The organism is Pseudogemmobacter bohemicus (assembly GCF_003290025.1).
GTDB lineage: Bacteria > Pseudomonadota > Alphaproteobacteria > Rhodobacterales > Rhodobacteraceae > Pseudogemmobacter > Pseudogemmobacter bohemicus.
Genome location: NZ_QNHG01000005.1, coordinates 68994 through 92194, shown reverse-complemented (window position 1 = coordinate 92194; position 23201 = coordinate 68994). Strand labels below are relative to the sequence as shown.

Sequence of the window (23201 nt, the reverse complement as noted above, 5' to 3'; positions counted from 1 at the left end):
GGGATTGAAACCCGCCGCTTTCCAGACGGCGAGACCTATCTGCGGCTGTTGGCGCCCGTGAAGGGTCGTGCCGTCGATGTGGTTGCCACGCTGGCCGGACCGAACCCGGATTTCCTCCGCCTTGCCTTTGCCGCCGATGCGGCCCGCGCGCAGGGGGCAGCGCGTGTCCGTTTGGTTGCGCCCTATCTTGCCTACATGCGGCAGGACAAGGCGTTCAAACCTGGCGAAGCGGTGACGTCCGACACGTTCGCACGGCTCGTCTCGTCACTGTTCGATGGGCTTGTGACGGTGGATCCGCATTTGCACCGCCGCACTGCGCTGTCTGACCTCTACGACATTCCGGCCGCAGCGGTGCAGGCGGCCCCGGCGCTGGCCGACTGGATCGTGGCCAATGTGGAACGACCGCTACTGATCGGGCCGGATTCCGAAAGTGCGCAATGGGTGCAAGCCATCGCCGAGCGGATCAGCGCGCCCTGGAGGGTGATGGAAAAGACCCGGCGCGGCGACTATGACGTATCGGTCGACCTGCCGGACCTGACTGGACATGCGCTATGCACCCCGGTTCTGATCGACGATATCGCCTCGTCCGGACGCACCTTGATCGCGGCGGCTGACCTTCTTGCCGCGCGGGGCATGGCGCGGCCGGTCTGTGCCGTGGTCCATGCGCTTTTCGCCGGGGACGCCTTCGCGCGGCTTCAGGCGGTCTCGGCGCGTGTGGTGTCCTGCGATAGCGTGCCGCATCCCTCGAATGCGATCCCGCTTGCCCCGCTGGTGGCGCACGCATTGGCGGGGCTGGCCGCACGATGAATCACATACCGGCTTCGGCCCTTGACGGAGGTCTTTCATGCTGACCCTTACGACGCACGGCGCGGCGGGAACCGTTACCGGCTCGCGCCATCTGCTGACCCGCGGCAACCAGCGTATTCTGGTGGATTGCGGCATGTTTCAAGGTCTGAAGAACCTGCGCGACCTGAACTGGGCGCCGTTTCCGGTAGAACCCCGGTCGATCGGCGCGGTCGTGCTGACCCATGCGCACCTGGACCATTCCGGGTATCTGCCGAAACTGGTGGCCGACGGGTTCCGCGGCCCGATCTACGCCACTCCCGCAACGCGGGCTGTGGCCGAACTGATCCTGCGCGACAGCGGCTATCTGCAGGAAAAGGATGCGGAATACGCCAATCGCAAGGGCTATACCAAGCACAAGCCGGCGCGGCCCCTGTATGGCGTCAAGGACGCCGAACGCGCGCTGGAGGCCTTTGTCGAGGTCGATTTCCACGCGACGACGACCGTCCTCGGGGATGCGGCGCTGACCTATCGGCGCGCGGGGCACATTCTGGGTGCCGCGACCGCCAGCATCGACTGGGGCGGGCGCAAGGTGGTGTTCTCGGGCGATCTCGGGCGCTACGGCGATGAAGTCATGGTCGACCCCGAGCCGGTGGAAGAAGCGGATCACATCGTCATCGAATCGACCTACGGCAACCGCAGCCACGACCAGACCGACCCGGCCGAGGCGCTGGCGGCGCTGATCTCGCGCACTGCGGCACGGGGTGGCACCGTGGTCATTCCGGCCTTCGCCGTTGGAAGGGCGCAAAGCCTGCTCTACTACATCTGGAAGCTGAAGCAGGGCGGTCGGTTCCGGGATCTGCCGGTCTACCTCGACAGTCCGATGGCGATCAATGCGAGCGAGCTGCTTTGCACCTACCCGAATGACCACCGCATGTCGGTGGATACCTGCCGCGACGCTTGCGCGATTGCAACCTATGTCCGCGATGTGGAGAAATCGAAGGCAATTACCACCAACCCCTACCCGAAGATCGTGATTTCAGCCAGCGGCATGGCCACCGGGGGACGCGTCCTGCACCACATCCGCGCCTTTGCGCCCGACCGGCGCAACCTCATCCTCTTTTCCGGCTTTCAGGCGGCGGGGACGCGCGGGCGGTCGATGGTCGATGGCGCGTCCGAAGTGAAGATGTTCGGCGAATGGGTGCCCGTGCGGGCCGAAGTGGCGAACCTGCCAATGCTTTCCGCCCATGCCGATGCGGGCGAACTGCTTCGATGGCTGGGCGGGTTTCGGGCTGCACCGAAACACGTGACGATCGTCCACGGCGAGCCGGAGGCCGCCGAGGCGCTGCGAGTGAAGATCAAGCGCGACCTTGGCTGGCATGCGGACGCCGCACGACAGGATCAGGAGTTCGCACTGTGAGCGAAGCGATCGCCGACGCCCGCGCCGCGCTGCCGCTGATGCGGCTTTTGCGGATCGGCCTGCACAGTCAGGGTGAAGCGATTGCCATGATGCGATCCGATTGTCAGGTGTGCCGGTCCGAGGGGCTGCATGCCCGTGCGCGCGTCGAAATCGACTCTGGCGGGCGCCGGATCACCGCCCGGCTTCTGCCCGTGGACGGAACGGTGCTGAACCTGCACGAAATTGCGCTCTCAGAAGATGCATGGGCGCGCCTCGGTGCAGCAGAGGGGGACGAGGCAATCGTTCGGCCTGCACCGGCGGCGGACTCGATGTCCCTGGTGCGCCGCAAGCTATATGGTGGTCACCTTGAGGAGACGGACTTTGCTGCCATCCTGCGGGATGTCCAGGGCGGTCGTCTCAGCGATATTCAGATCGCAGCCTTCCTGTCCGCCGGTGCCGCGCTGCCGCTTGACGATTCCGAGACCATCGCTCTGACGCGAGCCATGGTCGAAGTCGGAGAAAAGTTAAGCTGGAACGCGCCTCGTGTCATGGACAAGCACTGCGTCGGTGGCCTTCCCGGCAATCGGACGACGCCAATCGTTGTCGCTATCGTGGCGGCATGTGGCCTGGTGATCCCGAAGACGTCTTCGCGGGCCATTACCTCGCCTGCGGGGACGGCGGACATGATGGAAACGCTGGCCCCTGTCAATCTGGACCTGCCTGCTATTCGCCGCGTTGTCGAGGCGGAGGGAGGCTGCGTCGTCTGGGGTGGTGCGGTCCGACTGAGCCCGACAGATGATGCCTTCGTGCGGATCGAACGCGAGATCGACATCGATGCCGAGAGCCAGCTGATCGCGTCGGTCCTGTCAAAGAAAGTTGCCGCCGGATCGACCCATGTCGTCATCGACATTCCCGTCGGCCCCACGGCCAAGATAAGGACCGTCGAGTCTGCACGCGCGCTTGCCGCACGGCTGTCGCTGGTGGGAACGACGCAGGGACTCGAGGTTGCCTGCCTGCTCACCGATGGCAGCCAGCCGGTCGGGCGGGGCATCGGTCCGGCACCCGAGGCGCGTGATGTCATGGCCGTCTTGAGACGCGAAGCCGGGGCACCACGGGACCTTGCCGAACGTGCCCTTGCCTTGGCGACGGCGTTGCTGGAGACCGGCGGGGCAGCTGCGCCCGGTACGGGTTCCCGCCTTGCGCGGGCTGTGCTTGCTGACGGACGCGCCTGGACGAAATTCGCCGCTATCTGCGAGGCACAGGGCGGCCTGCGTGAGCCGCCCGAAGCGGTGCAGAGCCATGAAGCAGTGTCACCGTCTTCCGGAACGATTGCCGCAATCGACAATCGGCGACTGGCGCGGCTGGCTAAGCTGGCTGGGGCGCCGGGCAATCTGGCCGCAGGGCTTACCCTTGCCGTCCGGGTTGGCGAAACTGTCGTGAAGGGACAGCCGCTCTTCCGTCTGCATGCAGAGAGCGCTGGGGAAATTGCCTATGCACTCGAATACGCAACCGCTGCACCGGCCATCACGATTGCCGGGTGACATGTCCGGACGGTTAACTCGCGGAACGCTCGCCAGCCTGCTTGCGGTCGCCACGTTGACCGCGCTTTGCTATCCGCTTCTGTCGGTTGGCCTGAATCTCGCACCTCCGCTCCAGTTTGCTACACTCCGTGCAGGCGTAGCCGGACTGGCGCTACTGATGTTGGCATTTGCGATGCGCCGTCCGTTTCCACAAACGAGAGTGTTGTGGCTGCAATTGGGAGCGTCGGGCATTTTCTCGACGACCATAGGCTTCGCGAGCATGTTTGGCGCAGCCGGCCTCATCGCGCCCGGCATTGCGGCCGTGGTAGCGGGCACGCAGCCTATCGTTGCGGCCCTGTTGGCGTTGGTGGTTTTCGGCCAGCCCTTTGGAAAATGGCAGGCTATCGGAATGTCCGTGGCGCTTGTTGGACTTGCCGCGATGACGCTTCAGGACATCTCAGCCGGAGGGACCACGGCGGTCGCGGGAGTTGCGCTGGTGGTCGCGGCGACGGTGGGAAGCGCTATCGGCAACGCCCTGACGAAGCGATTTGCCTCGGATGTGGACCCGATCGCAGCGGCGGCGGTTCAGCTTCTGCTTGGCGCGGGGCCTCTCGCAATCTTTGCTTTCGTATCCGAACCGCTCACTTCAGCCGTGCTGGAACCCCGCTTTCTTGCGTTGGTAATCGTCTTGGGCATCGGTGGCACGGCCGTAACTTTCACGTTATGGATCTCGGTTCTCAAGGACTGTCCGCTAAACACCGCGAACGTCTTCAACTTCGTTGCCCCGCTTTTGGGGGTCGCGATCAGTGTTGGCTTTCTGGGCGAGAGTCTTACTCTGCTTGCTGTGGCGGGAATGGTTTTGACGATCAGCGGGATCGCACTTGCCGTCCTGCGCGAATGACGGGGCAGGCGGGAACGGGCCAAAATGTTTCCGAGGTGAGCCAGTCCCGTTTAGCCCATCCCATGCAAACCGTGCAGATCTCCCGTCAGCAGGATCGAAATCAACAGAGGAGCTGAGACGCCGAGGACCAGCAGACGTTCTCTCCACTGTCTGAGACGCAAACACAACAGGACAGTCAGCGCCCCGGCCAATCCGACCTCGAATACCCCGATGATGCCGCCGTAATAGTTCGGGTCCCAGTAGCTGACCGGACTGCGGAAGACCCAGTCCGACACGGGCCAGAGCTGGCGGCGGGCATCGTCATGATGGGTGACGAAGTCGATGGCCGCATGCAAAAAGCCGGCTCCCACAAAGGCGGTGAGAATGAGGTGACGTCGCCAGTGTCCAAAGGCAAGTAGCAGCCCCCAGACGAAAAAGCTGTGATCGACGGCAAAGACGGCCTGCCATGAGTCCGAGTAGAAGAGGGTTCCGAAGACTTCATGCTGCGGAATTCCGGCCAGACGTGTCGAAGAAAGCACCAGCGCAAACATCGGAACATCAGGAGCGAGACCGCCCAGCATGGCCGCTACCAGAGTGGCCGGCACGACCGGACGCGCAAAGACAGCAGCGCCGATCAGCATATGCGTAGGTGTGTTCATCGCATCAACAGGCCGGAATTGGTTCGGCCTTCTCCTCTTCCGCAATCTGTCGGAGGAGGGAGAGGGGAACCGCACCGCTCAGCTCGGTCCGTCCGATCACCAGACCTGGGGTGCCAATGAACCCGAATAGGTCGGCAAGTGCGCGTGTCTGGTCGAGTTCGGCCTGAACCCCGACGGAGGACATGTCGATCAAGAGCCGCTCGACATCCAGATCAAGGGTCTCCGCAACACGCCGCACCGAGGCCTCTTCGGCAACCATCGGTGTCCGCATGAAGCAGCGGCGAAGCTCCTGCTGCTTGCCCTGGCGTGCGGCGGCAACGGATGCCCGGGCGGCCAGTTCGGACGGCGGCCCGAAGATTGGAAGTTCGTGCTGCACGAGCCGGTACGCGGCCGGGTCTTTGGCCAGCAGGGTCTGAAGATCCCGCTCGAGTGCACGGCAGAAGGGGCAACGAAACTCGCTGAAGTAGGCGATCGGAACGACAGGGTCGAAGGCGCTTTTTCCAAACAGGGCCGGACATGGGTCGGTGCGCAGAGTCTCCATGCGCGCCCTGCGTGCTCCCGCATCAGGAAGTGGCCCATCGAGACCGACAAGGGCAATGTTTGCCGTGGAGGTCTGTCCGGCCAGTTCCAGCCGACGAAATGGCGGCACACCCTCGATGTCGACATAGGACAGCCCGCTTCCGCCAAGCCGGTCCCAGGGCAGGGCCCGTAGTCCATACATCAAGGCTACGATGCCCCCCAACACGAAGACATCACGACGGCGGATCGTCACAGGACAGTAACCGGCGTTCCGACTGGGACCTGCTCATAGAGTTGGATCACATGGTCGTTCAGCATCCTGATGCAACCGTTCGACACGGACCGTCCAATCGACCACGGCTCTGTCGTGCCGTGAATCCGGTAGTAGGTGTCGCGCCCGTCGCGGTAAAGGTAGAGGGCTCGGGCGCCCAGTGGGTTGCCAGGTCCGCCCGGCACCCCCTCGGCAAACTGGGCATAGCGATCGGGATTCCGGCGGATCATGTCGTTTGTCGGGCGCCATGACGGCCATTCGGCCTTGCGTTCAATGATTGCCGATCCCTTGAATGCCAGACCGGCCTTGCCGACGCCGACACCGTACCGGACGGCCCGCTCGGAATCGAAAACATAGTACAGAAAGAAACTTCGCGGGAAGACGAGGATCTGACCGGGGGCATGTTGCTCTCGGACTCGGACCTCGCGAGGTTGAAATTCGTCGGCCAATACGAAGGGTTCTTCGGTATGAGCACGAAGGACAGTTGGCATCGAGAGGGCTGCAGCGGCTGCGCCGGAAAGAAAGGATCGACGGAAAATCATGCGAACTCCTGAGAGGAACGTGAAGGACGAGGGTTCACTCAGAGGAAGGTTCGCGGAGGTGGGCGACCGGGGGCAAAGGCGCGGCTTGAGGCAGAGACCGGCGTAATCACGAACCGCGCAGACTTGGCATACGGTGCCACCTCGAAAAATGACAAGGAGGCAGTTGCGACAAGCTGGCAGGAGGCATGGCCTGATCCGTCGCTGCAAAGGGCGTCCTGGTCCACAGCTGCGGTTTGAGCATGATCTGCATGAGCGCCGTGGGATGCGTGATCAGGAAGCGCCGCCCAGAGAAGGGCGACGAGCAAGCACAAACCGCACAGGGTGTTCGCAAACTTACGCATGGGCGCAGAATAGCGCTCTTGGTGTATGGGAGAGGTGTTCACATCGAAGTGAGCAGAGAATTTCCCAACAAAATCGGCGAAAGCGCCACGGCTTCACCTCTTTGTGACCCCTGTGCGATGCAAAGCGATTTGACCTTCCCACGTTGGAAGCCGGCACAGGTAACAAAAAAGAGGAGCAGACCATGCGATTCAGTCGACGACTTTTCGTTGCCGGAGCCCTTGCCGCGCCTTTCCTGACGGGCCGGGCAGCCTTTGCGACCGAGGACAATCAGGGACCAGTCCGGAACAACATCTCGGCGTTCCGCATCCATGAGTGGCAGGACCACTTCGACTCGCTTGGGGTCGGGGTCATCATCTCTGACACCACGGGCAAGGTTCTCCAGCACTGGACGAGCGACGGTCAGATGTTTCTCTATCCCACTTCGGTTCCGCTATCAGATGAATTGACCCGGCGGGGATACACCGAGGTCGTCGAGAAGCGGGTTAACCCAAGTTGGGCTCCGACGCCCTCGATGCGGGAGCGCAACCCGGAGTGGCCAGCCTTCGTGCCAGGAGGCGATCCAACCAATCCGCTTGGCACCCGCGCCCTGTATCTATCGTGGCAGTACTACCGGATTCATGGTACTCACGACACGCGTAAGATCGGGCGTCGTTCGTCGAACGGCTGCATCGGGCTTTACAATGAGCACATCGAAGAAGTGTTCGACCGCACTCCGGTCGGAACGAAAGTCAAGCTGATCTGAACGGATGAGAGCGACAGCATACCCACTGGCCCCAACGCAGAACCTGCTTGCACGCAGGTTGTTGCGTTTCGTATCGATGTGGCTTCTGACTGTCGCTCTGGTCATGGGCTTGGTGCTAGGACAATCTGCAGAAGCAGCGTCCGGTAACGAGCATCACGACCTCACAGTCGAGGCTGCCGATACACCCGAACAGCAATCCTCGGCAAAGCCTGCCTGCTACCCCGGCGTCATTTGCACCGCGTTCGCTTTGCCCGATGCTCTGGCCTCGATACAGCCCACGGCCGTTCCGGCTGTGCTTCAGCCCGACGCTGAGCAGTCGCAACGCCGTTTTGGCGGTCCGGCCATCACACTTCCTCCCCCGCGAACCCTGACCTGACAGTCGGGCCGAACGATTGTTCGATGACCAGACGAGCTGGTTTGAAAGACTGGCTCAGGTTCGACCCTTTCTCAGCCTGACTCCAGAATTCGTCCCAAGCTGTGACCCGCCTCACCGGCAGGGCGCAGCCAACGATCAACAACAAGAAACCAAGGGCAGTCAGGCAGATGAAATCTCAATGGACGGGCGCGATCGCGCTTGCCGCTTCCGCCGTCGCGGCAGTGGCGCTGGCACATACGGGGGCGACGGGCGTCGTCCTGGACCGAATGAACGGAATGACGGCAATGCGCGACACCATCGCGGAATTGGCACCGATGATGCAGGGCACCGTGCCCTACGACACATTCATTGTGTCTGAAGGCGCCAGCGTCATTGCAAGTCATGCGGGAGGGACGATGCTGTCGCTTTTCCCTGAAAACAGCCTTGAAGGCGTCACCTATGCCAAGCCGGAAATCTGGTCCGATTGGCAGGAGTTCGCGGCCCTCTCCGAAGAGCTGAAGGCCTATGCTGATGCCTTGGCTGAAGCTGCCCCGAACGGCCTCGAGCCCGCGAGTTCGCCAAATGGCGAGATGGCTGGCATGGATCACTCGGCCATGGGCATGACCGGAACACCGCAACCGGCGCAGGGCTTCACGGTCGCGGAATTGATGGGATACGGAACGACTCCGGAAAAGATCGCGGTGACACGAGGGACATCGGACCCGACAGTTTTGGAGCTTGATCTGACGACACTGGCGGCGGACGACCTCTTCAACCGGATCAGCGCGACATGCTCTTCCTGTCATGCGCAGTTTCGTGCGGGCCGGAACTGACCATGCGAGGTTTGATCCGGCTTTCCTTTGTCTTCCCAGCCATCGTGGCAGGTATAGGTGCCGGAGTGTTGGCACTGTGGCCGATCGGGGAGGTCGAGCCCGCGAGCTTCCCTTCCGGCGATGCCGAACGTGGGGCCTATCTCGCGCGCGCAAGTGGCTGCGTGTCCTGTCATACCAACTCGGCCGCCAAAGGATTGGCGCTTGCGGGAGGTGCGCCTCTTGACACACCCTTCGGCACCTTCGTGCCTCCGAACATTACACCGCATCCGGAGGCCGGGATCGGGCGCTGGACCGTCCAGGATTTCGCCAAGGCGGTGCGCCAAGGGGTGTCGCCTGACGGCGACCCCTACTACCCCGTCTTCACCTACTCTTTCTACGCCGGTTTTACCGATCAGGACATTGCCGACCTCTGGGAGGCGTTCCGCACCGTCCCGGCTGTTGGCGATGCAGCCCCACCCCACGACGTCGGCTTTCCCTTCAGTTTCAGATCGGGGCTGAAGCTCTGGCGCGCGGCTTACCTTGAGACGCCCAAGACGGACGCACTCATGGGCACGTCTTCCCCGTGGAACCGCGGGCGGGTGCTGGTCGAAGGGGCTGCTCATTGCGCTGCCTGTCACACGGGCCGAACCCTGGCAGGGGGCCTTGATGACGGCGCCCGCTTTTCCGGGAACGACAGCCTTCCAGGGGGCAGCAAAGCACCGCCAATTCTGAGTGACGTTCTCCTCGCAAAAGGTTGGGGCGTTGCGAACCTGGCTTACGCGCTTCAGTCCGGGATTCTGCCTAACGGTGATGCTTTCGGCGGCAGCATGGCCGAGGTCGTCGCTGAGGGCACGTCTTTCCTGAGCGCTGCCGACCGCGAGGCCATTGCCACCTATCTCCTCGACCCCGAAGGCACGGGCGACATTCCTGCGCCCGCACCGACGCCGGTCGAGACCCCGATGGCTGGGATGGATCATTCACAGATGGATATGGGAAATGGGAACTAGAGTGCTTGCCGTCATTCTGGCTTTGGGCGTTGCCGTCTTCGTCGGTGTCTTCATCTGGACCACCGTCTGGACCCTCGATCCGCGCGACACGATCTCCGCTGATCCATCGGCGACAGCCGAAGTGTCCGAGGCGCTTTCGGACGGACGGATGGACGTCCAGGTCTACGCGCTTGGTAATCTCGACGTTCGAGTTGAAATCCAGTTCATGCCCGATACCGACGCCGGCGCAGCTGCCGGCATGCGGCCAGATGTGAACTTTGCGATGGTTGACATGCACATGGACGGCGTAGCGCCGCCGCTTCAGCTGGTCGAGGCAGGCGTCTGGCGCGCCGACGTGAAGCTGCCCATGGCCGGTCGTTGGGTCGTCAGTGTGGGCTTTGGTGAAGAGTTTGCAGAGGTCGAGTTTGATGCGCGATAACCCAAGTCCGGCAACTTTTCTGAATGATGACAGCCTTCGCCGCAACCTGCGCGGCCTGGCTGTTGGCACCACCCTGTTTGTGGTCCTCGGCACGGTCACTGCCGTATGGGCGAACCCACTTTTTGTCCGGATGACTCCAGTCGGGCCTTGGGAGTTCGTCGCGACCGTTCTGACGGCCTTCCTCGGAGGTGTGACAGCGGCGATGTGGGTCCCTCAGTGCAACTTGCGCGCTTCCGGGACGGGTGGGCTTGCCAGCTTTCTCGGAATCGCCTGCCCAACCTGCAACAAGGTGCTCATGCTGGTCTTCGGTGGACCCGCGCTTCTTGCCTGGTTTGATCCGCTCCGGCCGTGGCTTGCGACTGCCGGGCTCGTCATCATGGGCACCGCCGCGTTGACAACGTGGCGCCGGTTTCGCGCTGTCCGCACTGGCAACAGGGAGGTGCAGGGACTGCGGGGTCTTGATCGGGGTGACGTGAAATGAAGACAGTCACGGTCCATGACCCAATGTTCCGACGGCTGAGCCGGAATGTACTTTTGCGGCACGGGCTGATGGCCCTCCTCTCTGCTGGCCTCGTTCTGATTTTTGCGGCTATCCATGGCGAGTGGAGTCCGATGCACCGCTGGAACCGGGCACTTGCCGACGCCTCGCTGGTGCTGGTTGCGCTTTCGATGGGCCTGGGGCCTCTGGCCCGGCTCCTCAGACCCGCAGTGTTGGTGCTGCCCTACCGCCGTGAGTCGGGCATCTACGGCTGCCTTCTGGCGCTTGCGCATGCTGGAATCATTCTTGTCGGCTGGGTCGAATGGGACCTGATGCGGCTCTTCGGCTTCGAATGGCATCCCGAACTCCTCAGCTATGTCATGTTTCAACATGGCTTTGGTCTGGCCAATGCAATCGGGATCGCCGCCTTGCTCCTCGCGATCCTCCTGGCAACAACATCAAGCGATGCCGCAATGCGCCGCCTTGGCGTTTCCGGCTGGAAGTTCCTGCAGATGGGTGTCCTGCCGCTTTGGTGGCTGTCTGTAGCGCATGTCGCCTACTTCCTGTTCATGCACTTCCTCAGCTTTCACCGGGCGACGCCCGAGCCGAACCCCCTGCAGTATTGGTTCGTCGGACTGGTGGTCTTGGTCCTGGGACTGCGACTTGCCGCTTACCTGAAAACCATTGGCGGCAGACGCATGCCGGAGTCTCAGTACGAGAGGGCCAAGCATGCGCCGATCTGAACGGGATATTGCCCGGGCCTCACGGGTAACGACGCGTCGGTCGCTGATGCTGGGCGGCGTGATGACCTCGGTGGTCGGTGTGCTTGGTTTCCGGATGTGGCAACTCGGTGTACGCGATGCTGAGGAATATTACCTCCTGGCCGAGGAAAACCGGATCAATTTGCGGCTGGTGCGCCCCGACCGGGGCCGCATCTTCGACCGCGCGGGCAAGATCGTCGCGGACAACGAACACACCTACCGGATCATGCTCGTGAAGGAGGAGGCCCGGGACGTCGATGACGTCCTTGCGAAACTGCAGCGGCTTCTTGGTCTGACGAGCGAGGATATCGACCGGATTCGGGAGCAACTTGACCGCGTTCGGGGCTTTGTCCCGGTGACCGTTAAGGACAGGGTCACCTGGGAAGAGTTGTCAATCATCGCCTTGAACACCCCGGCTCTTCCGGGTGTCCACCCGGAGATGGTCCTGTCCCGGGTCTATCCCTTCGGGCCGGACTTTGCCCATCAGGTCGGCTATGTGGGACCCGTCAGCGACAGCGATCTCACAGCCAAGGACGGGGAACCCGATCCGCTTTTGCGCTCGCCGGACTACCAGATCGGCAAGACGGCGCTTGAGCGGATCCACGAGCGTGCGTTGCGCGGTGAGCCGGGAGCTCAGCGGGTGGAGGTCAACGCCGGCGGCAGGACCATGCGCGAGCTGGCACTTGATCCGCCGACCCCCGGCTCGGACATGCAGATCACACTGGATCATCATTTGCAGAACTTCATGCGTGTGCGCCTCGAAGGACAAAGCGCGGCAGCAATCGTAATGGATGTGACAAACGGTGATCTTCTTGGCTGCACGTCTGCGCCTGCATTTGACCCGAACCTCTTCGTGCGGGGGATCTCGAGCAAGGACTACAGCGGTCTGCGCGACAGCGAGTTTCGCCCGCTTGCCGACAAGACCGTTCAAGGGGCCTATCCGCCGGGATCCACGATCAAGATGTCGAATGCGCTCGCGGCTCTGGAGAGCGGAGTCATGGACCCAGCAGAAACCGTAACCTGCAACGGATACGTGGAAATCTCTGGTCGCAGATTCCATTGCTGGAAAAGCGGCGGCCATGGGCGGGTCGACATGGTCGGTGCGTTGCGGCAGTCTTGCGACGTCTACTTCTACGAAGTCGCGCAACGGATCGGGATCGACGGCATCTTTGCGATGAACGACCGTCTCGGACTGGGCCAGAAATACGACCTTCCGCTGTCGGGAATGGTTCACGGCAACAATCCCTCACGCGCCTGGAAGCAAGAGCGCTACGGTCAGGATTGGTTGATTGGCGACACGATCAACGCGTCCATTGGCCAGGGCTTCACGTTGACCTCGCCAATTCAGCTTGCCACGATGACCGCGCGCCTCGCCTCAGGAACGGAAGTCCTCCCACGTCTCGTGCGCCCGCTCGGTGGGGCCAGCCCGGGTGAACCTGCGCCTGCCTCACTTGGTCTTTCGGCAGAAGCGCTTGCGATCGTGCGACAAGGGATGTTCGAGGTGTCGAACCACGAGCGTGGTACGGCCTATGCCTCGCGGATCGCGGATGTGACCAAAGCAATGGCCGGGAAGACCGGAACGAGCCAGGTGTTTTCGATTACAGCGGCCGAGCGCGCAGCCGGTGTCCGATCGCAGGACGAACTCCCATGGAACAGGCGGGACCATGGGCTGTTCGTGGCCTTCGCACCCTTCGATGCGCCTCGATATGCCGTGACTGTTGTAGTGGAGCATGGCGGCGGCGGCTCAACGGCGGCGGCACCGATCGCGCGCGACATCATGCTCTTTGCCCAACACGGCGGCCTGCCGCCCGAAGATGCCTATCCTACTGCTCAGCGGGCCCGAATTCGGGAGGATCTGGCTCAACTGTCCGAACGGATTCTCCCGCCGGATGGGGTGACACCGATCACCGTGAGCCGGACATGAAGGCCACCAAGCCAAGAGCTGGCAAGTTCAGAGGCGCTGCGATTGTTGCGCCCGCGGCATTCTTTCTGCTGTCCGCGCCACAAGCAGACGCGTTCTTCCACAATAGCCCCGATCTCGAACAAGGTCGCGCCATCTATGAGGCGGAATGCGCGTCGTGCCACGGCGCCGATCTGGAAGGACATCCCGACTGGCGAACGGCCAATGAGGACGGGACCTATCCCGCCCCGCCGCATGACGCGGGCGGCCACACCTGGCATCACGGCGACATCATGCTGCACGACTACATCAAACGCGGCGGGCAGGCCGTCCTTGACGAAATGGGCGTTGCCTTCACCTCCGGCATGCCGGCTTTCGGCGACCGTCTGACGGACGAGGATATCGAAGCTGTTCTCGATTACATCAAATCGACTTGGCCCGACGGCATCCGCGCCACGCAAGCAGAGCGGAGCGCCGTCGAGGCACTCGCCCCATGATGCCTGACCCGAACGATAGTCTGTCGGTCCAAGTTTGGACTTGCCTCTCGAGTTACTTGAGGAAGCATCAACCCTCAAAAAATGTACGAAATGAAAGGTCCGCCCGATGCGAATGAAATCCCTGCTGCTTGCCAGTGTCTTCTGTTTCCAAGTCGCTATGCCGTCCTTCGCGCAGGAGGTCTCGGATGAACGCATCAAGGCTCTCGTCGCCGAGGCCCTGCGCGAAAACCCCGAACTGATCCTCGAAGCGCTCCAGGCCCTCGAAGAGCGGCAGGCGGAAGCGCAGGCAGCCGCCGCAACCGCAGTATTGGCCAATGAACGCGACACATTGGAACGTGACCCTAACGCACCGGTTCTAGGCAATCCGAAGGGCGATATCACGGTAGTCGAGTTCTTTGACTACAACTGCCCCTACTGCAAGCGCGCCATGCCGGAAGTCGACGCTCTTCTGGCCGAAGACGGCAACATCCGGTTGGTGATGCGCGAATGGCCAATCCTCAGCGAGGGATCTGCCTTTGCCGCACGCGCCGCGCTCGCATCCCGGAAGCAGGGCAAATATGCTGAGCTCCACAATGCTCTGATGGGTATGCGCGGCAAGGTAGAAGCCGACACGGTGCTGCGTGTCGCCGGCGAAATCGGCTTGGACTTGGACAGACTCAAGGCAGACATGCAGGCGCCAGAGATCGACGAGCACATTGCAACCTCGATGCGTCTGGCCGAGGCGCTCGGTTTCAACGGGACGCCATCCTTTGTCGTAGGCGATCAGCTGGTCCCCGGTTTTGTTGAAAAGGCGCAGCTTTCCGAAATCGTGGCTTCTGTTCGGGCATCAGAATGAGTGGTTCGAAACGAGTCGCTTCGGAATGCTCCTGTTGCACCGCCTTCCCTGCTCGCAGGACGATCCCGGCCGTCCCGGCCCTCGCGGCGGTACTATGGATCGCTCTGTCTGGAATTGCGGCAGCGCATTCGTTCATTGCAGCAATTCTCGTCGTCAGTGAGAATGTTGAGCAAGACCTTGCGGAGGCTGTCCGAGGATTCGTGTTGGCTGCCGACGAGCGGGACGGGCACCCAAACGAAACCTCCGACGGGCATCTGGGCGGCGTTGACGTGCATGTTCTTCCGCTTCCGGCCGAAGCCACCAGACTTGTCCAGAAGTTGACTGGCTCACCAGACGAGCCGGCTGATGTCGTCATCGTCCTTGGACCGAAGCCTGCCGCCGACGACGCGGCGAGCAAGTACAGCCGTGCGAGCACCGTTCTGGTGCAAGCACTCCTTGCGGAGGGCTGGAATGGTGATGACCGCATGGACGGTTTCGTCACACGCTACCGGCTCGCCTACGGCAAGGAGCCCGGTCTTTTGGCCGCCTCAGCCTACCACGCGGCGCGCAGGTTGGATGTCGCGATCAGACCGCTTGACGGAGCGGGGCCGCGGGATGTGCTTCTGGAAGCCTGGCAAGCATCCGAGGTCGGCTTGCAAAGATGAGCCTATGGTCTCTCGCGCGGCGCGCACCGGGTGGGGATCTCACGCCGCCGGATAGCTGGTGAAGACCGTACTGCTTCCGTCCAGACCGACCATAACGACATCATAAGCCTGACGCTCTGTCTCTGGTCCCATTCCCGGTGAGCCGAATGGCATGCCCGGAACGGAAAGTCCCACTGCCAAGGGGCGTTCGGCCATCAACCTGCGGATATCCGCTGCTGGAACGTGCCCTTCGATGGTGTAGTCGCCGATGGTCGCCGTGTGGCAGGACGACAGGTTCTCCGGGATACCGCGCTCCCGCTTATAGGTCGCGAGGTCTTCGACACTGCGCTCTTCAAAGCTGACGTTGAAGCCGCTTTCGCGTAGGTGGCCGATCCAGGCGTTACAACACGGACAGCCAGGGTCCTTCACCACATGGATCCGTTCGTCCCCTTCGGCCAGCAAAGGCACAGTGCTCATGGCAAGGATGGCCGGTCCGGCAAGAAGAAGAGTACGGCGCGCAAGGATCATCAAAAGCCCCATTTTATGTGTCACCGCAAAATACTGCCAAAGGCCGGGCGTGGCGAGCGCAGTATGGCTCCCAATAGGCCTGATCACCAAGAAACTACCGAAGACGCGCGTCCCCGGCCTGCACCAGAAGGACGCCGTGATTCTCATCTGCGTCATCGTCCGTAATCCGACGGGTCTGAACGCCCGGCAGATCTGCGAAACCTTCCATCATCCGTTTCGGGAACCAGGTCATTCGCAGGCTTTCGAAGCCGGGAACGCCTTCCAGTACGCGCGATATTGCAATTGTGCAGTTCGCCTTGGGCACCGCGCCGTACGCTTTGGCACGCGCCATGATCAGGTCCGCAACTTCTGGTGAAACCATGATTGTCTGCTCGACAACGTCGTAAGTTTCGCGAGCATGGTAGTCGATGTAGAAGTCGACCATCTTCGGCGTGATCCCGAAATGGACGTCGTTGCGCTCTGGAAGCTTCGGATGTCGCCAGGTTCCCGCCGGGTCAAAGAGAACACGCTCTGAGCCATTGATCAAAAGCCCGGCGTGCGCACCGGCGCCGCTGCGGGTCGACAGGACGGTATAGAGCGTGACCGAGGTCGGGCCGACATGTTCATAGCGCGCGTCGGCCACGGCTTCATCCGGCGCCCAGATCGGTTCGGCGCCGCAGGCGGACAGCAACAGAGTTGCGAAAAGGGCGAAGACCAATCGTTTCATGGTGTGTACCGTCAGATCATTGAAGTTTTCGCGACCCGCGTTCGGTTGCCAGTAAACTCTGCGCTATCAAGTCAAGACGAGGGAAAACGCGGCAATTCTGCTGCAGTCGATGTCATCGCCATATTGCCCAGACACCAAACTGTCAGATGACGGCACCAGACCACACTGATACACATGACGTCATGACCCGCTCGTTGTTTCCTATGCGTGCACTGATCCTCGCCGCCTATCTTCTGGCGGCGATCCTGCCAATGCTTGCCTTCTCCGAAGGTCGGCAACAGTCTCAGGCCGACCATGAGCAGATGATGGCGATGGCTGGCCATGGCGCGCATATGTCATCCGCAGGCAGCCCGATTGACGATGCACAACGGCTGCTTTGCCAGCAACATTGTCTTTTTGCGGCTGCGGCTCTTCCCGCCCCAAGCCCGGGCGTCGTCGCCATCGCGCGTTCGGTTGAAATCAACCTGAACAATGACCTGCTGGCTGCATCGCTTGCGCTCCCGCCACCTGGCCCACCTCCGAAACGCACACTGATCTGACCCTATAGCTCCGGTTCGCCGGGGCCTTCAGTCTTTTCACATTGCGATACAGGAGAATTCGCATGATCGCTCTCTCTCGCCGCGGCTTTCTGGGCGCTTCTGCGGCTGCTGCCGCCTCACTTATTCTGCCTGCTCGTGCTAGAGCACAATCAGCCCGCATGTCGCTGACGGCGACGACCCGGACGCTCGATATCCGGGGCAGGGCCGCCACCGTCTGGGGGCTGATGGACGGCAACGGCCGGTCTGGATTGGTCCTCGACCCGGGTCAGGCATTCGCCGTCGATCTGACGAATACCCTGACCGAGCCGACCATCATCCACTGGCACGGACAGATCCCGCCAAACGCTCAAGACGGCGTGCCGGACATGCCCATGGCCACGCTGCAACCCGGCGAAAGCCGCGCCTATGACTTTGCCGCGCGCCCGGGCACGCACTGGATGCATGCCCATATCCCCGCGCATGAGATGCTGCTGCTGGCCGCCCCCCTGGTCGTGCGGCGGCCCGAGGATGTTGCGGCCGATCGGCAGGACGTGACGCTGTTCCTGCACGACTTTTCGTTCAAGCCGCCTGCGGAGGTGCTGGCAGAGATTACCGGCGGCGCGTCCATGGCCGGGATGGACCACAGCCAGATGGGTCAGGACGGCATGGCCGGCATGGACATGGGCGCAATGGGTCAGGGGGACATGATGGCCATGCCGGGCATGGACGGCATGGCGATGGACCTGAACGACTACAACTTTGACGCCTACCTTGCCAATGACCGGACGCTGGACGACCCCGAAGTCGTGCAGGTGGACAAGGGCAGCAAGGTCCTTGTTCGGGTGATCAACGCGGCCGCCGCGACGGTGTTCTGGATCGACACCGGCGCACTGACCGGGCGGCTGGTTACTGTGGACGGAGAGCCGGTGCAGCCCCTTCCTGGCAACCGTTTCGGAATCGCGATGGGCCAACGGCTTGACATCGAGCTTAATGTTCCAGCCGAAGGCGGGGCCTTCCCGGTCCTCGCCCTGCGCGAGGGTGCAAGAGAACGGACGGGTCTCGTCCTTGCCACCCCGGGGGCCACGGTGACGAAGGTCGCCAACATGTCCGACGCCGACCATCCTGCCTTCAGCGCCGATCTGACGCAGGAAGCGGCCCTGCGCGCCGTCACCCCGCTGCCGGAGCGCGCGGCATCGTCGCAGCCGATGTTGATGCTGGGCGGCTCGATGATGCCCTACGTATGGACCATCAACGGGCAGACCTGGGGCAAACATTCCCCGGTGACCGCGAAAACCGGCGAGCGTGTCGAGATCATGTTCCACAACATGTCAATGATGGCACATCCCATGCACCTGCATGGCCACGCTTTCCAGGTGGTCGGCGTGGGCCAGAACCGGATCGCGGGTGCTGTTCGTGACACCGTTCATGTGCCGCCGATGGGGATGGTGACGGTCGCGGTGGATGCGGGTGAAGCGGCGCGGTGGATGCTGCATTGCCATCACATGCCGCATCTCTCGACAGGCATGATGACTGAGTTCGCGGTTTCGGCCTGACGACGATCCGGACCCGCAGATTGCCTGCGGGTCCGGCCTTCCGCGATGGGAAAACCAATGCCTGTTCAGATGGGTCGTCGACCTCTCCTTGCCGGTCTTGCAGCGAGCTTCATTGCGGGGCCCGCCCAAGCGCGACCGCCTTTCCGGCTGCGAAAGGACCCGCAGCCTCTGCTTTCCCCGCCTATCCAGGATGAAGCAGGAACCACCAGGGTTCTTGGGGACTTTGCCGGGCGTGTGATCCTTCTGAACATCTGGGCGACTTGGTGCCCGCCCTGCCGGGAAGAGATGCCGGCACTCGAACGTTTGGAAGGGCTGCTTGGAGGCCCGGATTTTGCCGTGCTACCCCTTTGCATCGACGAGGGCGGGATCGAAAGGGGCCGAGGTTTCTATGATGAGATCGGGCTTGTAAACCTGCCGCTCTACTGGGCGGAACCGTTGCGGGTTCAACTGGCTTTGGCCTTCATCGGACTGCCGACGACGCTTCTGATCGACCGCGAGACGCGTGAAATCGGGCGGCTTCAGGGCCCCTTCGACTGGGGAAGCGACGAGGCTGTCCGTCAGATATCGGATCTGCTTTGATCGGTCGCCATTCCCTTGATTAAATCCCTGCCTAGCACGTTGAGTTCGGAAATGGACAGATCAGGCTGCCTGATAGCTGGTGAAGATTTCGAGACTTCCATCCCGGCGAACCAGCAGAACGTCATAGGCGTCTCGACTGTCTTCTGATCCCATGCCGGGGGAGCCGTAGGGCATGCCGGGTACTGCGAGGCCGACTGCGTCAGGACGCTCGTCGAGCAGCCTGCGGATATCTGCAGCCGGGACATGGCCTTCGAGCGCATAGCCGTCAACGGTTCCTGTGTGGCAGGAAAAGGCCTTTGCCGGAATGCCCTGATCCATCTTGAAGCGGATCAGCAAGGTTCCCATCGACACCTCATCCGTTACTGTGAACCCTTTTTCGCGCAAGTAATCCACCCATGCCTCGCAGCACTCGCAACCGCGCCCTTTGACGACATGGATCGGTGGTTCTTCCTCTGCCCTGGCGGCAGGGGCCAGGGCGAAGGCTGCTGATGCAAGCATGAGTTCACGGCGACCGATAAAATACCTTTTCATCCACGTTCCCCGTCGGTTGTTGGCATGAAGCCGGTTTCGCTGCGCCAAGTGGCAAGTGCATCAAGGTCAGCAGCAGTAGCAATCTCTTGCTCCGGCAGGGCGTCCTGGTCTTTCGGGTCGACCGGTCGGCCATCGACACGCACTTCGTAATGGAGGTTCGGGCCGCTCACGAGCCCTGTCGCGCCGACCGCGCCAATCTCGTCGCCCGCCTTGACCCGCGTTCCGACGCGAACGTCTTCAGCAATCTCAGAGAGATGCGCATATCGCGTGACGACCCCACCGCCGTGGTCGATGTCGATCGTGATGCCATAACCGCGGATCGAGCCCGCAAAGATCACCCGACCGGCACCAGTCGCCGAAACCTCGGTCCCCACGGGGGCCGCGTAATCGATCCCGGTATGCATTCGAACTCCGCCCAGCACGGGATGGTTCCGGCGGCCAAAGACGGACGACAGGCGGGCACCAAGGATGGGGGCCGCGGAACGCTGCACGGCTTCGCCATCTTCAAAGACGATGACCCCAGCCTACATGCTGCGCGCCTTTGCCAAGGAAGCCCGGGCCGAACTGCGGCGGCTCTTGGCGGAAGATGATCTTGCGCCGCATGTCGATGAGGCGAGGCGCATCTTTGCCATGGCAGCATCGGACATGGCGGTCGGCGAACCGATGACCGTCTACGCCCAAAGCTCCGCTATCCGGGCTATGCATGCGGCACTTGATGACCCTTGGCTGATCGAGGCCCGGGCGACGATCGTTGGTGCCTTCCTCGCCGCGATTGCGTCGCTGCTGATCGAGGCGCGACGCGTCAGATAGACCCGGACAATGCAACAGAATTCGATGAACTGCCTCCGGTTACTCGCAGGCAAGATCGGGCAGCGGCGCTGTCTCGAAGGTCAGACTGTCGGCGCTTGTAACGAGCGCGAACTCGCCGCCCGAGCGGAAGGTAGCCACCATTTTCGACCAGTCCGCTGCGTCAACCGATGCCTGTGCGGCGATGCCGTTGTTGACCGGCAGGCGGGCCTGTTCGCCCGACTTTGCGAGAACGACGACCATGTCCGGTGCGGCGTCTTTGACAAAGCGAACCACGAACGCGCCGTTGGGCGTTGGCCCAAAGACGCGATCCGGATCGCAGACAAGCCGCACCTCACCCGCTTCGCTGGTGAGCGCGTAGGTCGGCAGGCCACGTTCGACACCTATCGTCCAGGCGTCGAGCGCGTGGACGGGAACAGACATCGCCGCAAGCGCGGAAACAGCCAGAACGGGGGACAGAACATGCATCGACAGGAAAGCCTTTCGTGGTTCGCGTGGCGACAGCAAAGCACCACTTCTGATGTCGTTAGATATGTTCTGACAGAGTTCATGTCCATGACCGCTAGCCGTCAACGGATGACAGGAGGCCGGTATGGAAGAGGTCGCTAGAAGCAGCTCCAAAAGCCCGACCATCGATCGTCGCCTGTGGCGGATCGACCGCGGAGACCGGGAACTCGTTGCAGAACGGCACCGCACCGTGAATGGCCGGTTCAGGACCGTGTGGCTGGTCCCGGAAGAAAGCCTGCGTGGCGTCCTCTGGGTCGAGGTTGTCGAGGGAACACCGGGCGATCCGTCACCATGACCCATCAGCTTTCTGAATCGGACCGCCCGGATCGATTCAGAAATGCAATTAGACTTGGAGAGCAATAAGGCGGAGTCTGTGCAGAGGAGGACCGCCTTGGCTCTGGCACATCTGCACCGCATCGACCCTGAGCACAAGATGGCGCGATTCTACTGCATCGATGTTGCGGCGACGCTGTTCGGAGACGTCTCCGTCTTGCGGACCTGGGGCCGGATCGGAACGCACGGACGGACAAGACTCGAGACTTGCGCCACCGTGGAAGAAGCGGAGAGGGCGGCATCTCAAACTCTTCGACAGAAGATGCGGCGGGGCTATCTGCCTGCTGGCCAAATGCTGCCGCCAGACCTTGTGGTGTGAGATCTGTCAGGCCTTACGCTGAAGCCTGCCCTCCAGCTCGGCACCGGCCTCGATGGCGATCTGCTCATGGGTGACGTCGGCCTGCACGACCGCACTCGGCGCGAGCTGAACGTTTCGCGCTGAGACCCTGCCGGAAACCACCCCGAGCACGACGAGGTCGTGGGCGACCACGGAACCTTCAACACGACCTGAACCAGCCACGGTGATCTCCGGCGCCCGCAGTGAGCCAACGACATTGCCTTGGACCTCGATCGGTCCATTGGAGGTGGCATCACCTTCGACGACAAGGTCCTGCGCGAAGACGCTGCGGCGAGCGTTTGCGACGGCCGGGTCCGGCCAACGGTCGAGGTCGCCATTTGGGGTATTCATCTTGGTGCCGCCTTAGCTCAACGTCGTGCTGCATGACTGGACCAGAAGCGAAACGAAAGGGCAACACGCGGCGCCGTGATCGGCGAAGAGACGCAGAGCCCTCGGTACCACATAACTCGTCCGGCAACGGTCGTCGCCGGTCCTCCCTTACGAGCTGTATAGACTGCGTCATCAATCATGGTGATCCTCAAGGCCGTGGTCGCTCTGCCAATTGGGTGTAATTGGGTGCGGAAACGGGTGTCGCCGAGCGCCGGCTTGAAATCACGTTCACGCGCATGTATATGTTTGTGCATATGCAATGGAGGCCACCATGCCGCAAGCTTACTCCCACGACCACGTGCCAGGCCGGGAAGCCAAGCTCTTCCGCAACAACAAGAGCCAGGCCGTGCGCATCCCGGCCGACTTCGAATTGCCAGGTGATCGTGTGATGATCCATCGCGACGGGGACCGCCTTATCCTCGAGCCGGTTCGGCGTCGGAGCCTTCTGGCCGTGTTGGCCGATCTTGAGCCACTCGGTCCGGAAGACCAGTTTCCCGATATCGACGACACACTCTTGCCTCCGCGCGAGGTCGACTTTTGAGCCGACTGTACATGCTGGACACCAACATCGTGTCCGATCTGGTGCGCAACCCGCAGGGTCCGGTCACGCAGCACATCATCAAGGTCGGGTCCGAGGCCATCTGCATCAGCATCATCACCGCCGCAGAACTGCGATACGGCTGCGCGCGGAAGGGATCAGCCAAGCTGCTCGAAAATGTCGAAGCAATTCTCGGCAGCATCCAGGTCTTGGCCTTCGACGTGCCGGCCGATGCTGAGTATGGTAAGATACGGGTCGAACTTGAAGCCGCTGGCAAACCGATCGGTCCCAACGATCTCCTGATCGCGGCCCATGCCTATGCGCTCGGGGCGGTTCTGGTCACAGCCAACATGGGCGAGTTTTCCCGGGTGAGGGGCCTGCATGTCGAGAACTGGCTGGACCAGCCTTGAGCCGCAGACATTCTAACTTTGCTCAGGTGCGACAGTTCTACTTTGCGGCTACAAGAAGGTGTCGCATAATTTTGATTATGTAATGTAAACATCCATCATACAGGACTGACCCCAGTCCAAC

Annotated in this window: 31 protein-coding genes; 22 read left to right on the top strand and 9 right to left on the bottom strand. The window is 62.1% G+C overall.

Annotated features, from left to right (window positions below; genetic code table 11):
• The 4 genes from DRF71_RS22765 to DRF71_RS22750 all read left to right on the top strand — a co-directional run.
• A partial coding sequence (locus tag DRF71_RS22765) for a ribose-phosphate diphosphokinase (protein WP_112312984.1) occupies nt 1–807 on the top strand: 807 nt, incomplete at its 5' end.
• A gap of 37 nt (nt 808–844) precedes the next feature.
• On the top strand, nt 845–2203 hold the full coding sequence (locus DRF71_RS22760) for an MBL fold metallo-hydrolase RNA specificity domain-containing protein (RefSeq protein WP_112312894.1): 1359 nt from the start codon (nt 845–847) through the stop codon (nt 2201–2203).
• Nucleotides 2204–2241: 38 nt separating this feature from the next.
• On the top strand, nt 2242–3723 hold the full coding sequence (locus DRF71_RS22755) for a thymidine phosphorylase family protein (protein ID WP_112312983.1): 1482 nt from the start codon (nt 2242–2244) through the stop codon (nt 3721–3723).
• Nucleotides 3647–4603, top strand: a complete 957-nt coding sequence (locus DRF71_RS22750; RefSeq protein ID WP_112312892.1) for a DMT family transporter — start codon at nt 3647–3649, stop codon at nt 4601–4603. Before DRF71_RS22755 ends, DRF71_RS22750 begins: the two co-directional genes overlap by 77 nt.
• Before the next feature lie 50 nt (nt 4604–4653).
• Here DRF71_RS22750 and DRF71_RS22745 read toward each other — a convergent pair whose 3' ends face one another.
• The 3 genes from DRF71_RS22745 to DRF71_RS22735 are packed head-to-tail and all read right to left on the bottom strand — an operon-like array spanning nt 4654 to nt 6573.
• A complete protein-coding gene (locus DRF71_RS22745) occupies nt 4654–5223 on the bottom strand; it encodes a cobalamin biosynthesis protein CobQ (RefSeq protein WP_112312891.1) in 570 nt (189 codons plus the stop codon).
• Between the two features lie 22 nt (nt 5224–5245).
• On the bottom strand, nt 5246–6013 hold the full coding sequence (locus DRF71_RS22740; protein WP_112312890.1) for a DsbA family protein: 768 nt from the start codon (nt 6011–6013) through the stop codon (nt 5246–5248).
• On the bottom strand, nt 6010–6573 hold the full coding sequence (locus DRF71_RS22735) for a L,D-transpeptidase (protein WP_112312888.1): 564 nt from the start codon (nt 6571–6573) through the stop codon (nt 6010–6012). The genes DRF71_RS22740 and DRF71_RS22735 overlap by 4 nt, the downstream gene beginning before the upstream one ends.
• A 523-nt stretch (nt 6574–7096) precedes the next feature.
• On the opposite strand from DRF71_RS22735, the gene DRF71_RS22730 reads away from it, so the two are divergent.
• From DRF71_RS22730 to DRF71_RS22680, 10 genes are all read left to right on the top strand, one after another.
• Entirely contained in the window at nt 7097–7657 is a 561-nt protein-coding gene (locus DRF71_RS22730) for a L,D-transpeptidase (RefSeq protein ID WP_112312982.1), read from the top strand.
• A gap of 477 nt (nt 7658–8134) precedes the next feature.
• Nucleotides 8135–8845: a cytochrome c gene (locus DRF71_RS22720; protein ID WP_157971258.1), complete on the top strand. Its 711-nt coding sequence runs from the start codon at nt 8135–8137 to the stop codon at nt 8843–8845.
• Between the two features lie 2 nt (nt 8846–8847).
• Nucleotides 8848–9831, top strand: coding sequence for a c-type cytochrome (locus tag DRF71_RS22715; RefSeq protein WP_232831650.1), 984 nt, complete (start codon nt 8848–8850; stop codon nt 9829–9831).
• Between the two features lies 1 nt (nt 9832).
• On the top strand, nt 9833–10249 hold the full coding sequence (locus DRF71_RS22710; RefSeq protein ID WP_112312883.1) for a hypothetical protein: 417 nt from the start codon (nt 9833–9835) through the stop codon (nt 10247–10249).
• A complete protein-coding gene (locus DRF71_RS22705; protein WP_112312881.1) occupies nt 10239–10730 on the top strand; it encodes a hypothetical protein in 492 nt (163 codons plus the stop codon). Before DRF71_RS22710 ends, DRF71_RS22705 begins: the two co-directional genes overlap by 11 nt.
• Complete coding sequence (locus DRF71_RS22700; RefSeq protein ID WP_232831649.1) at nt 10727–11470, top strand: ferric reductase-like transmembrane domain-containing protein; 744 nt, start codon at nt 10727–10729, stop codon at nt 11468–11470. The genes DRF71_RS22705 and DRF71_RS22700 overlap by 4 nt, the downstream gene beginning before the upstream one ends.
• On the top strand, nt 11457–13412 hold the full coding sequence (gene mrdA / locus DRF71_RS22695) for a penicillin-binding protein 2 (RefSeq protein ID WP_112312879.1): 1956 nt from the start codon (nt 11457–11459) through the stop codon (nt 13410–13412). The genes DRF71_RS22700 and mrdA overlap by 14 nt, the downstream gene beginning before the upstream one ends.
• Complete coding sequence (locus DRF71_RS22690) at nt 13409–13885, top strand: c-type cytochrome (protein WP_112312878.1); 477 nt, start codon at nt 13409–13411, stop codon at nt 13883–13885. Before mrdA ends, DRF71_RS22690 begins: the two co-directional genes overlap by 4 nt.
• 112 nt (nt 13886–13997) lie before the next feature.
• Nucleotides 13998–14720: a DsbA family protein gene (locus DRF71_RS22685; protein WP_232831648.1), complete on the top strand. Its 723-nt coding sequence runs from the start codon at nt 13998–14000 to the stop codon at nt 14718–14720.
• A 203-nt stretch (nt 14721–14923) separates the two neighbouring features.
• A complete protein-coding gene (locus DRF71_RS22680; RefSeq protein WP_126976248.1) occupies nt 14924–15364 on the top strand; it encodes a hypothetical protein in 441 nt (146 codons plus the stop codon).
• 39 nt (nt 15365–15403) lie between these two features.
• Here the strand turns inward: DRF71_RS22680 and DRF71_RS22675 are convergent, their stop codons facing one another.
• On the bottom strand, nt 15404–15895 hold the full coding sequence (locus tag DRF71_RS22675) for a DUF411 domain-containing protein (RefSeq protein ID WP_232831647.1): 492 nt from the start codon (nt 15893–15895) through the stop codon (nt 15404–15406).
• A gap of 70 nt (nt 15896–15965) precedes the next feature.
• Complete coding sequence (locus DRF71_RS22670; protein ID WP_112312873.1) at nt 15966–16577, bottom strand: membrane lipoprotein lipid attachment site-containing protein; 612 nt, start codon at nt 16575–16577, stop codon at nt 15966–15968.
• Nucleotides 16578–16759: 182 nt separating this feature from the next.
• On the opposite strand from DRF71_RS22670, the gene DRF71_RS22665 reads away from it, so the two are divergent.
• From DRF71_RS22665 to DRF71_RS22655, 3 genes are all read left to right on the top strand, one after another.
• Complete coding sequence (locus DRF71_RS22665) at nt 16760–17116, top strand: hypothetical protein (protein ID WP_157971257.1); 357 nt, start codon at nt 16760–16762, stop codon at nt 17114–17116.
• 62 nt (nt 17117–17178) lie between these two features.
• Complete coding sequence (locus DRF71_RS22660; protein WP_112312870.1) at nt 17179–18648, top strand: multicopper oxidase family protein; 1470 nt, start codon at nt 17179–17181, stop codon at nt 18646–18648.
• Nucleotides 18649–18693: 45 nt separating this feature from the next.
• Nucleotides 18694–19227: a TlpA family protein disulfide reductase gene (locus tag DRF71_RS22655; protein WP_332872078.1), complete on the top strand. Its 534-nt coding sequence runs from the start codon at nt 18694–18696 to the stop codon at nt 19225–19227.
• A 60-nt stretch (nt 19228–19287) separates the two neighbouring features.
• On the opposite strand, the gene DRF71_RS22650 is transcribed toward DRF71_RS22655, so the two are convergent.
• Nucleotides 19288–19758 carry a DUF411 domain-containing protein gene (locus DRF71_RS22650; protein ID WP_112312868.1) on the bottom strand — a complete coding sequence of 157 codons (471 nt, stop codon included), beginning with the start codon at nt 19756–19758 and terminating at the stop codon, nt 19288–19290.
• Nucleotides 19755–20162, bottom strand: a complete 408-nt coding sequence (locus tag DRF71_RS22645) for a M23 family metallopeptidase (RefSeq protein WP_408634565.1) — start codon at nt 20160–20162, stop codon at nt 19755–19757. The genes DRF71_RS22650 and DRF71_RS22645 overlap by 4 nt, the downstream gene beginning before the upstream one ends.
• Before the next feature lie 109 nt (nt 20163–20271).
• Here DRF71_RS22645 and DRF71_RS22640 point away from each other — a divergent pair, with 109 nt between their 5' ends.
• Nucleotides 20272–20568 carry a hypothetical protein gene (locus DRF71_RS22640; RefSeq protein WP_157971256.1) on the top strand — a complete coding sequence of 99 codons (297 nt, stop codon included), beginning with the start codon at nt 20272–20274 and terminating at the stop codon, nt 20566–20568.
• Between the two features lie 39 nt (nt 20569–20607).
• Here DRF71_RS22640 and DRF71_RS22635 read toward each other — a convergent pair whose 3' ends face one another.
• The gene (locus tag DRF71_RS22635; protein ID WP_126976286.1) at nt 20608–21072 is read right to left on the bottom strand and encodes a hypothetical protein; all 465 of its coding nucleotides are present in this window, start codon (nt 21070–21072) and stop codon (nt 20608–20610) included.
• Nucleotides 21073–21157: 85 nt separating this feature from the next.
• Between DRF71_RS22635 and DRF71_RS27710 the strand changes: the two genes are divergently transcribed.
• Together DRF71_RS27710 and DRF71_RS22630 are read left to right on the top strand one after the other, a co-directional pair.
• Nucleotides 21158–21367 (top strand): hypothetical protein, encoded by a 210-nt coding sequence (locus DRF71_RS27710; RefSeq protein WP_126976287.1) that lies wholly within the window; start codon nt 21158–21160, stop codon nt 21365–21367.
• 42 nt (nt 21368–21409) lie between these two features.
• Nucleotides 21410–21724: a WGR domain-containing protein gene (locus DRF71_RS22630; protein ID WP_112312860.1), complete on the top strand. Its 315-nt coding sequence runs from the start codon at nt 21410–21412 to the stop codon at nt 21722–21724.
• A 6-nt stretch (nt 21725–21730) separates the two neighbouring features.
• Here the strand turns inward: DRF71_RS22630 and DRF71_RS22625 are convergent, their stop codons facing one another.
• Nucleotides 21731–22093, bottom strand: a complete 363-nt coding sequence (locus tag DRF71_RS22625; protein ID WP_112312858.1) for a bactofilin family protein — start codon at nt 22091–22093, stop codon at nt 21731–21733.
• 310 nt (nt 22094–22403) lie between these two features.
• Here DRF71_RS22625 and DRF71_RS22620 point away from each other — a divergent pair, with 310 nt between their 5' ends.
• Both DRF71_RS22620 and DRF71_RS22615 read left to right on the top strand, forming a co-directional pair.
• Nucleotides 22404–22673 (top strand): antitoxin, encoded by a 270-nt coding sequence (locus tag DRF71_RS22620; RefSeq protein ID WP_112312978.1) that lies wholly within the window; start codon nt 22404–22406, stop codon nt 22671–22673.
• 11 nt (nt 22674–22684) lie between these two features.
• A complete protein-coding gene (locus DRF71_RS22615; protein ID WP_198672328.1) occupies nt 22685–23080 on the top strand; it encodes a type II toxin-antitoxin system VapC family toxin in 396 nt (131 codons plus the stop codon).
• Nucleotides 23081–23201 lie beyond the last annotated feature (121 nt).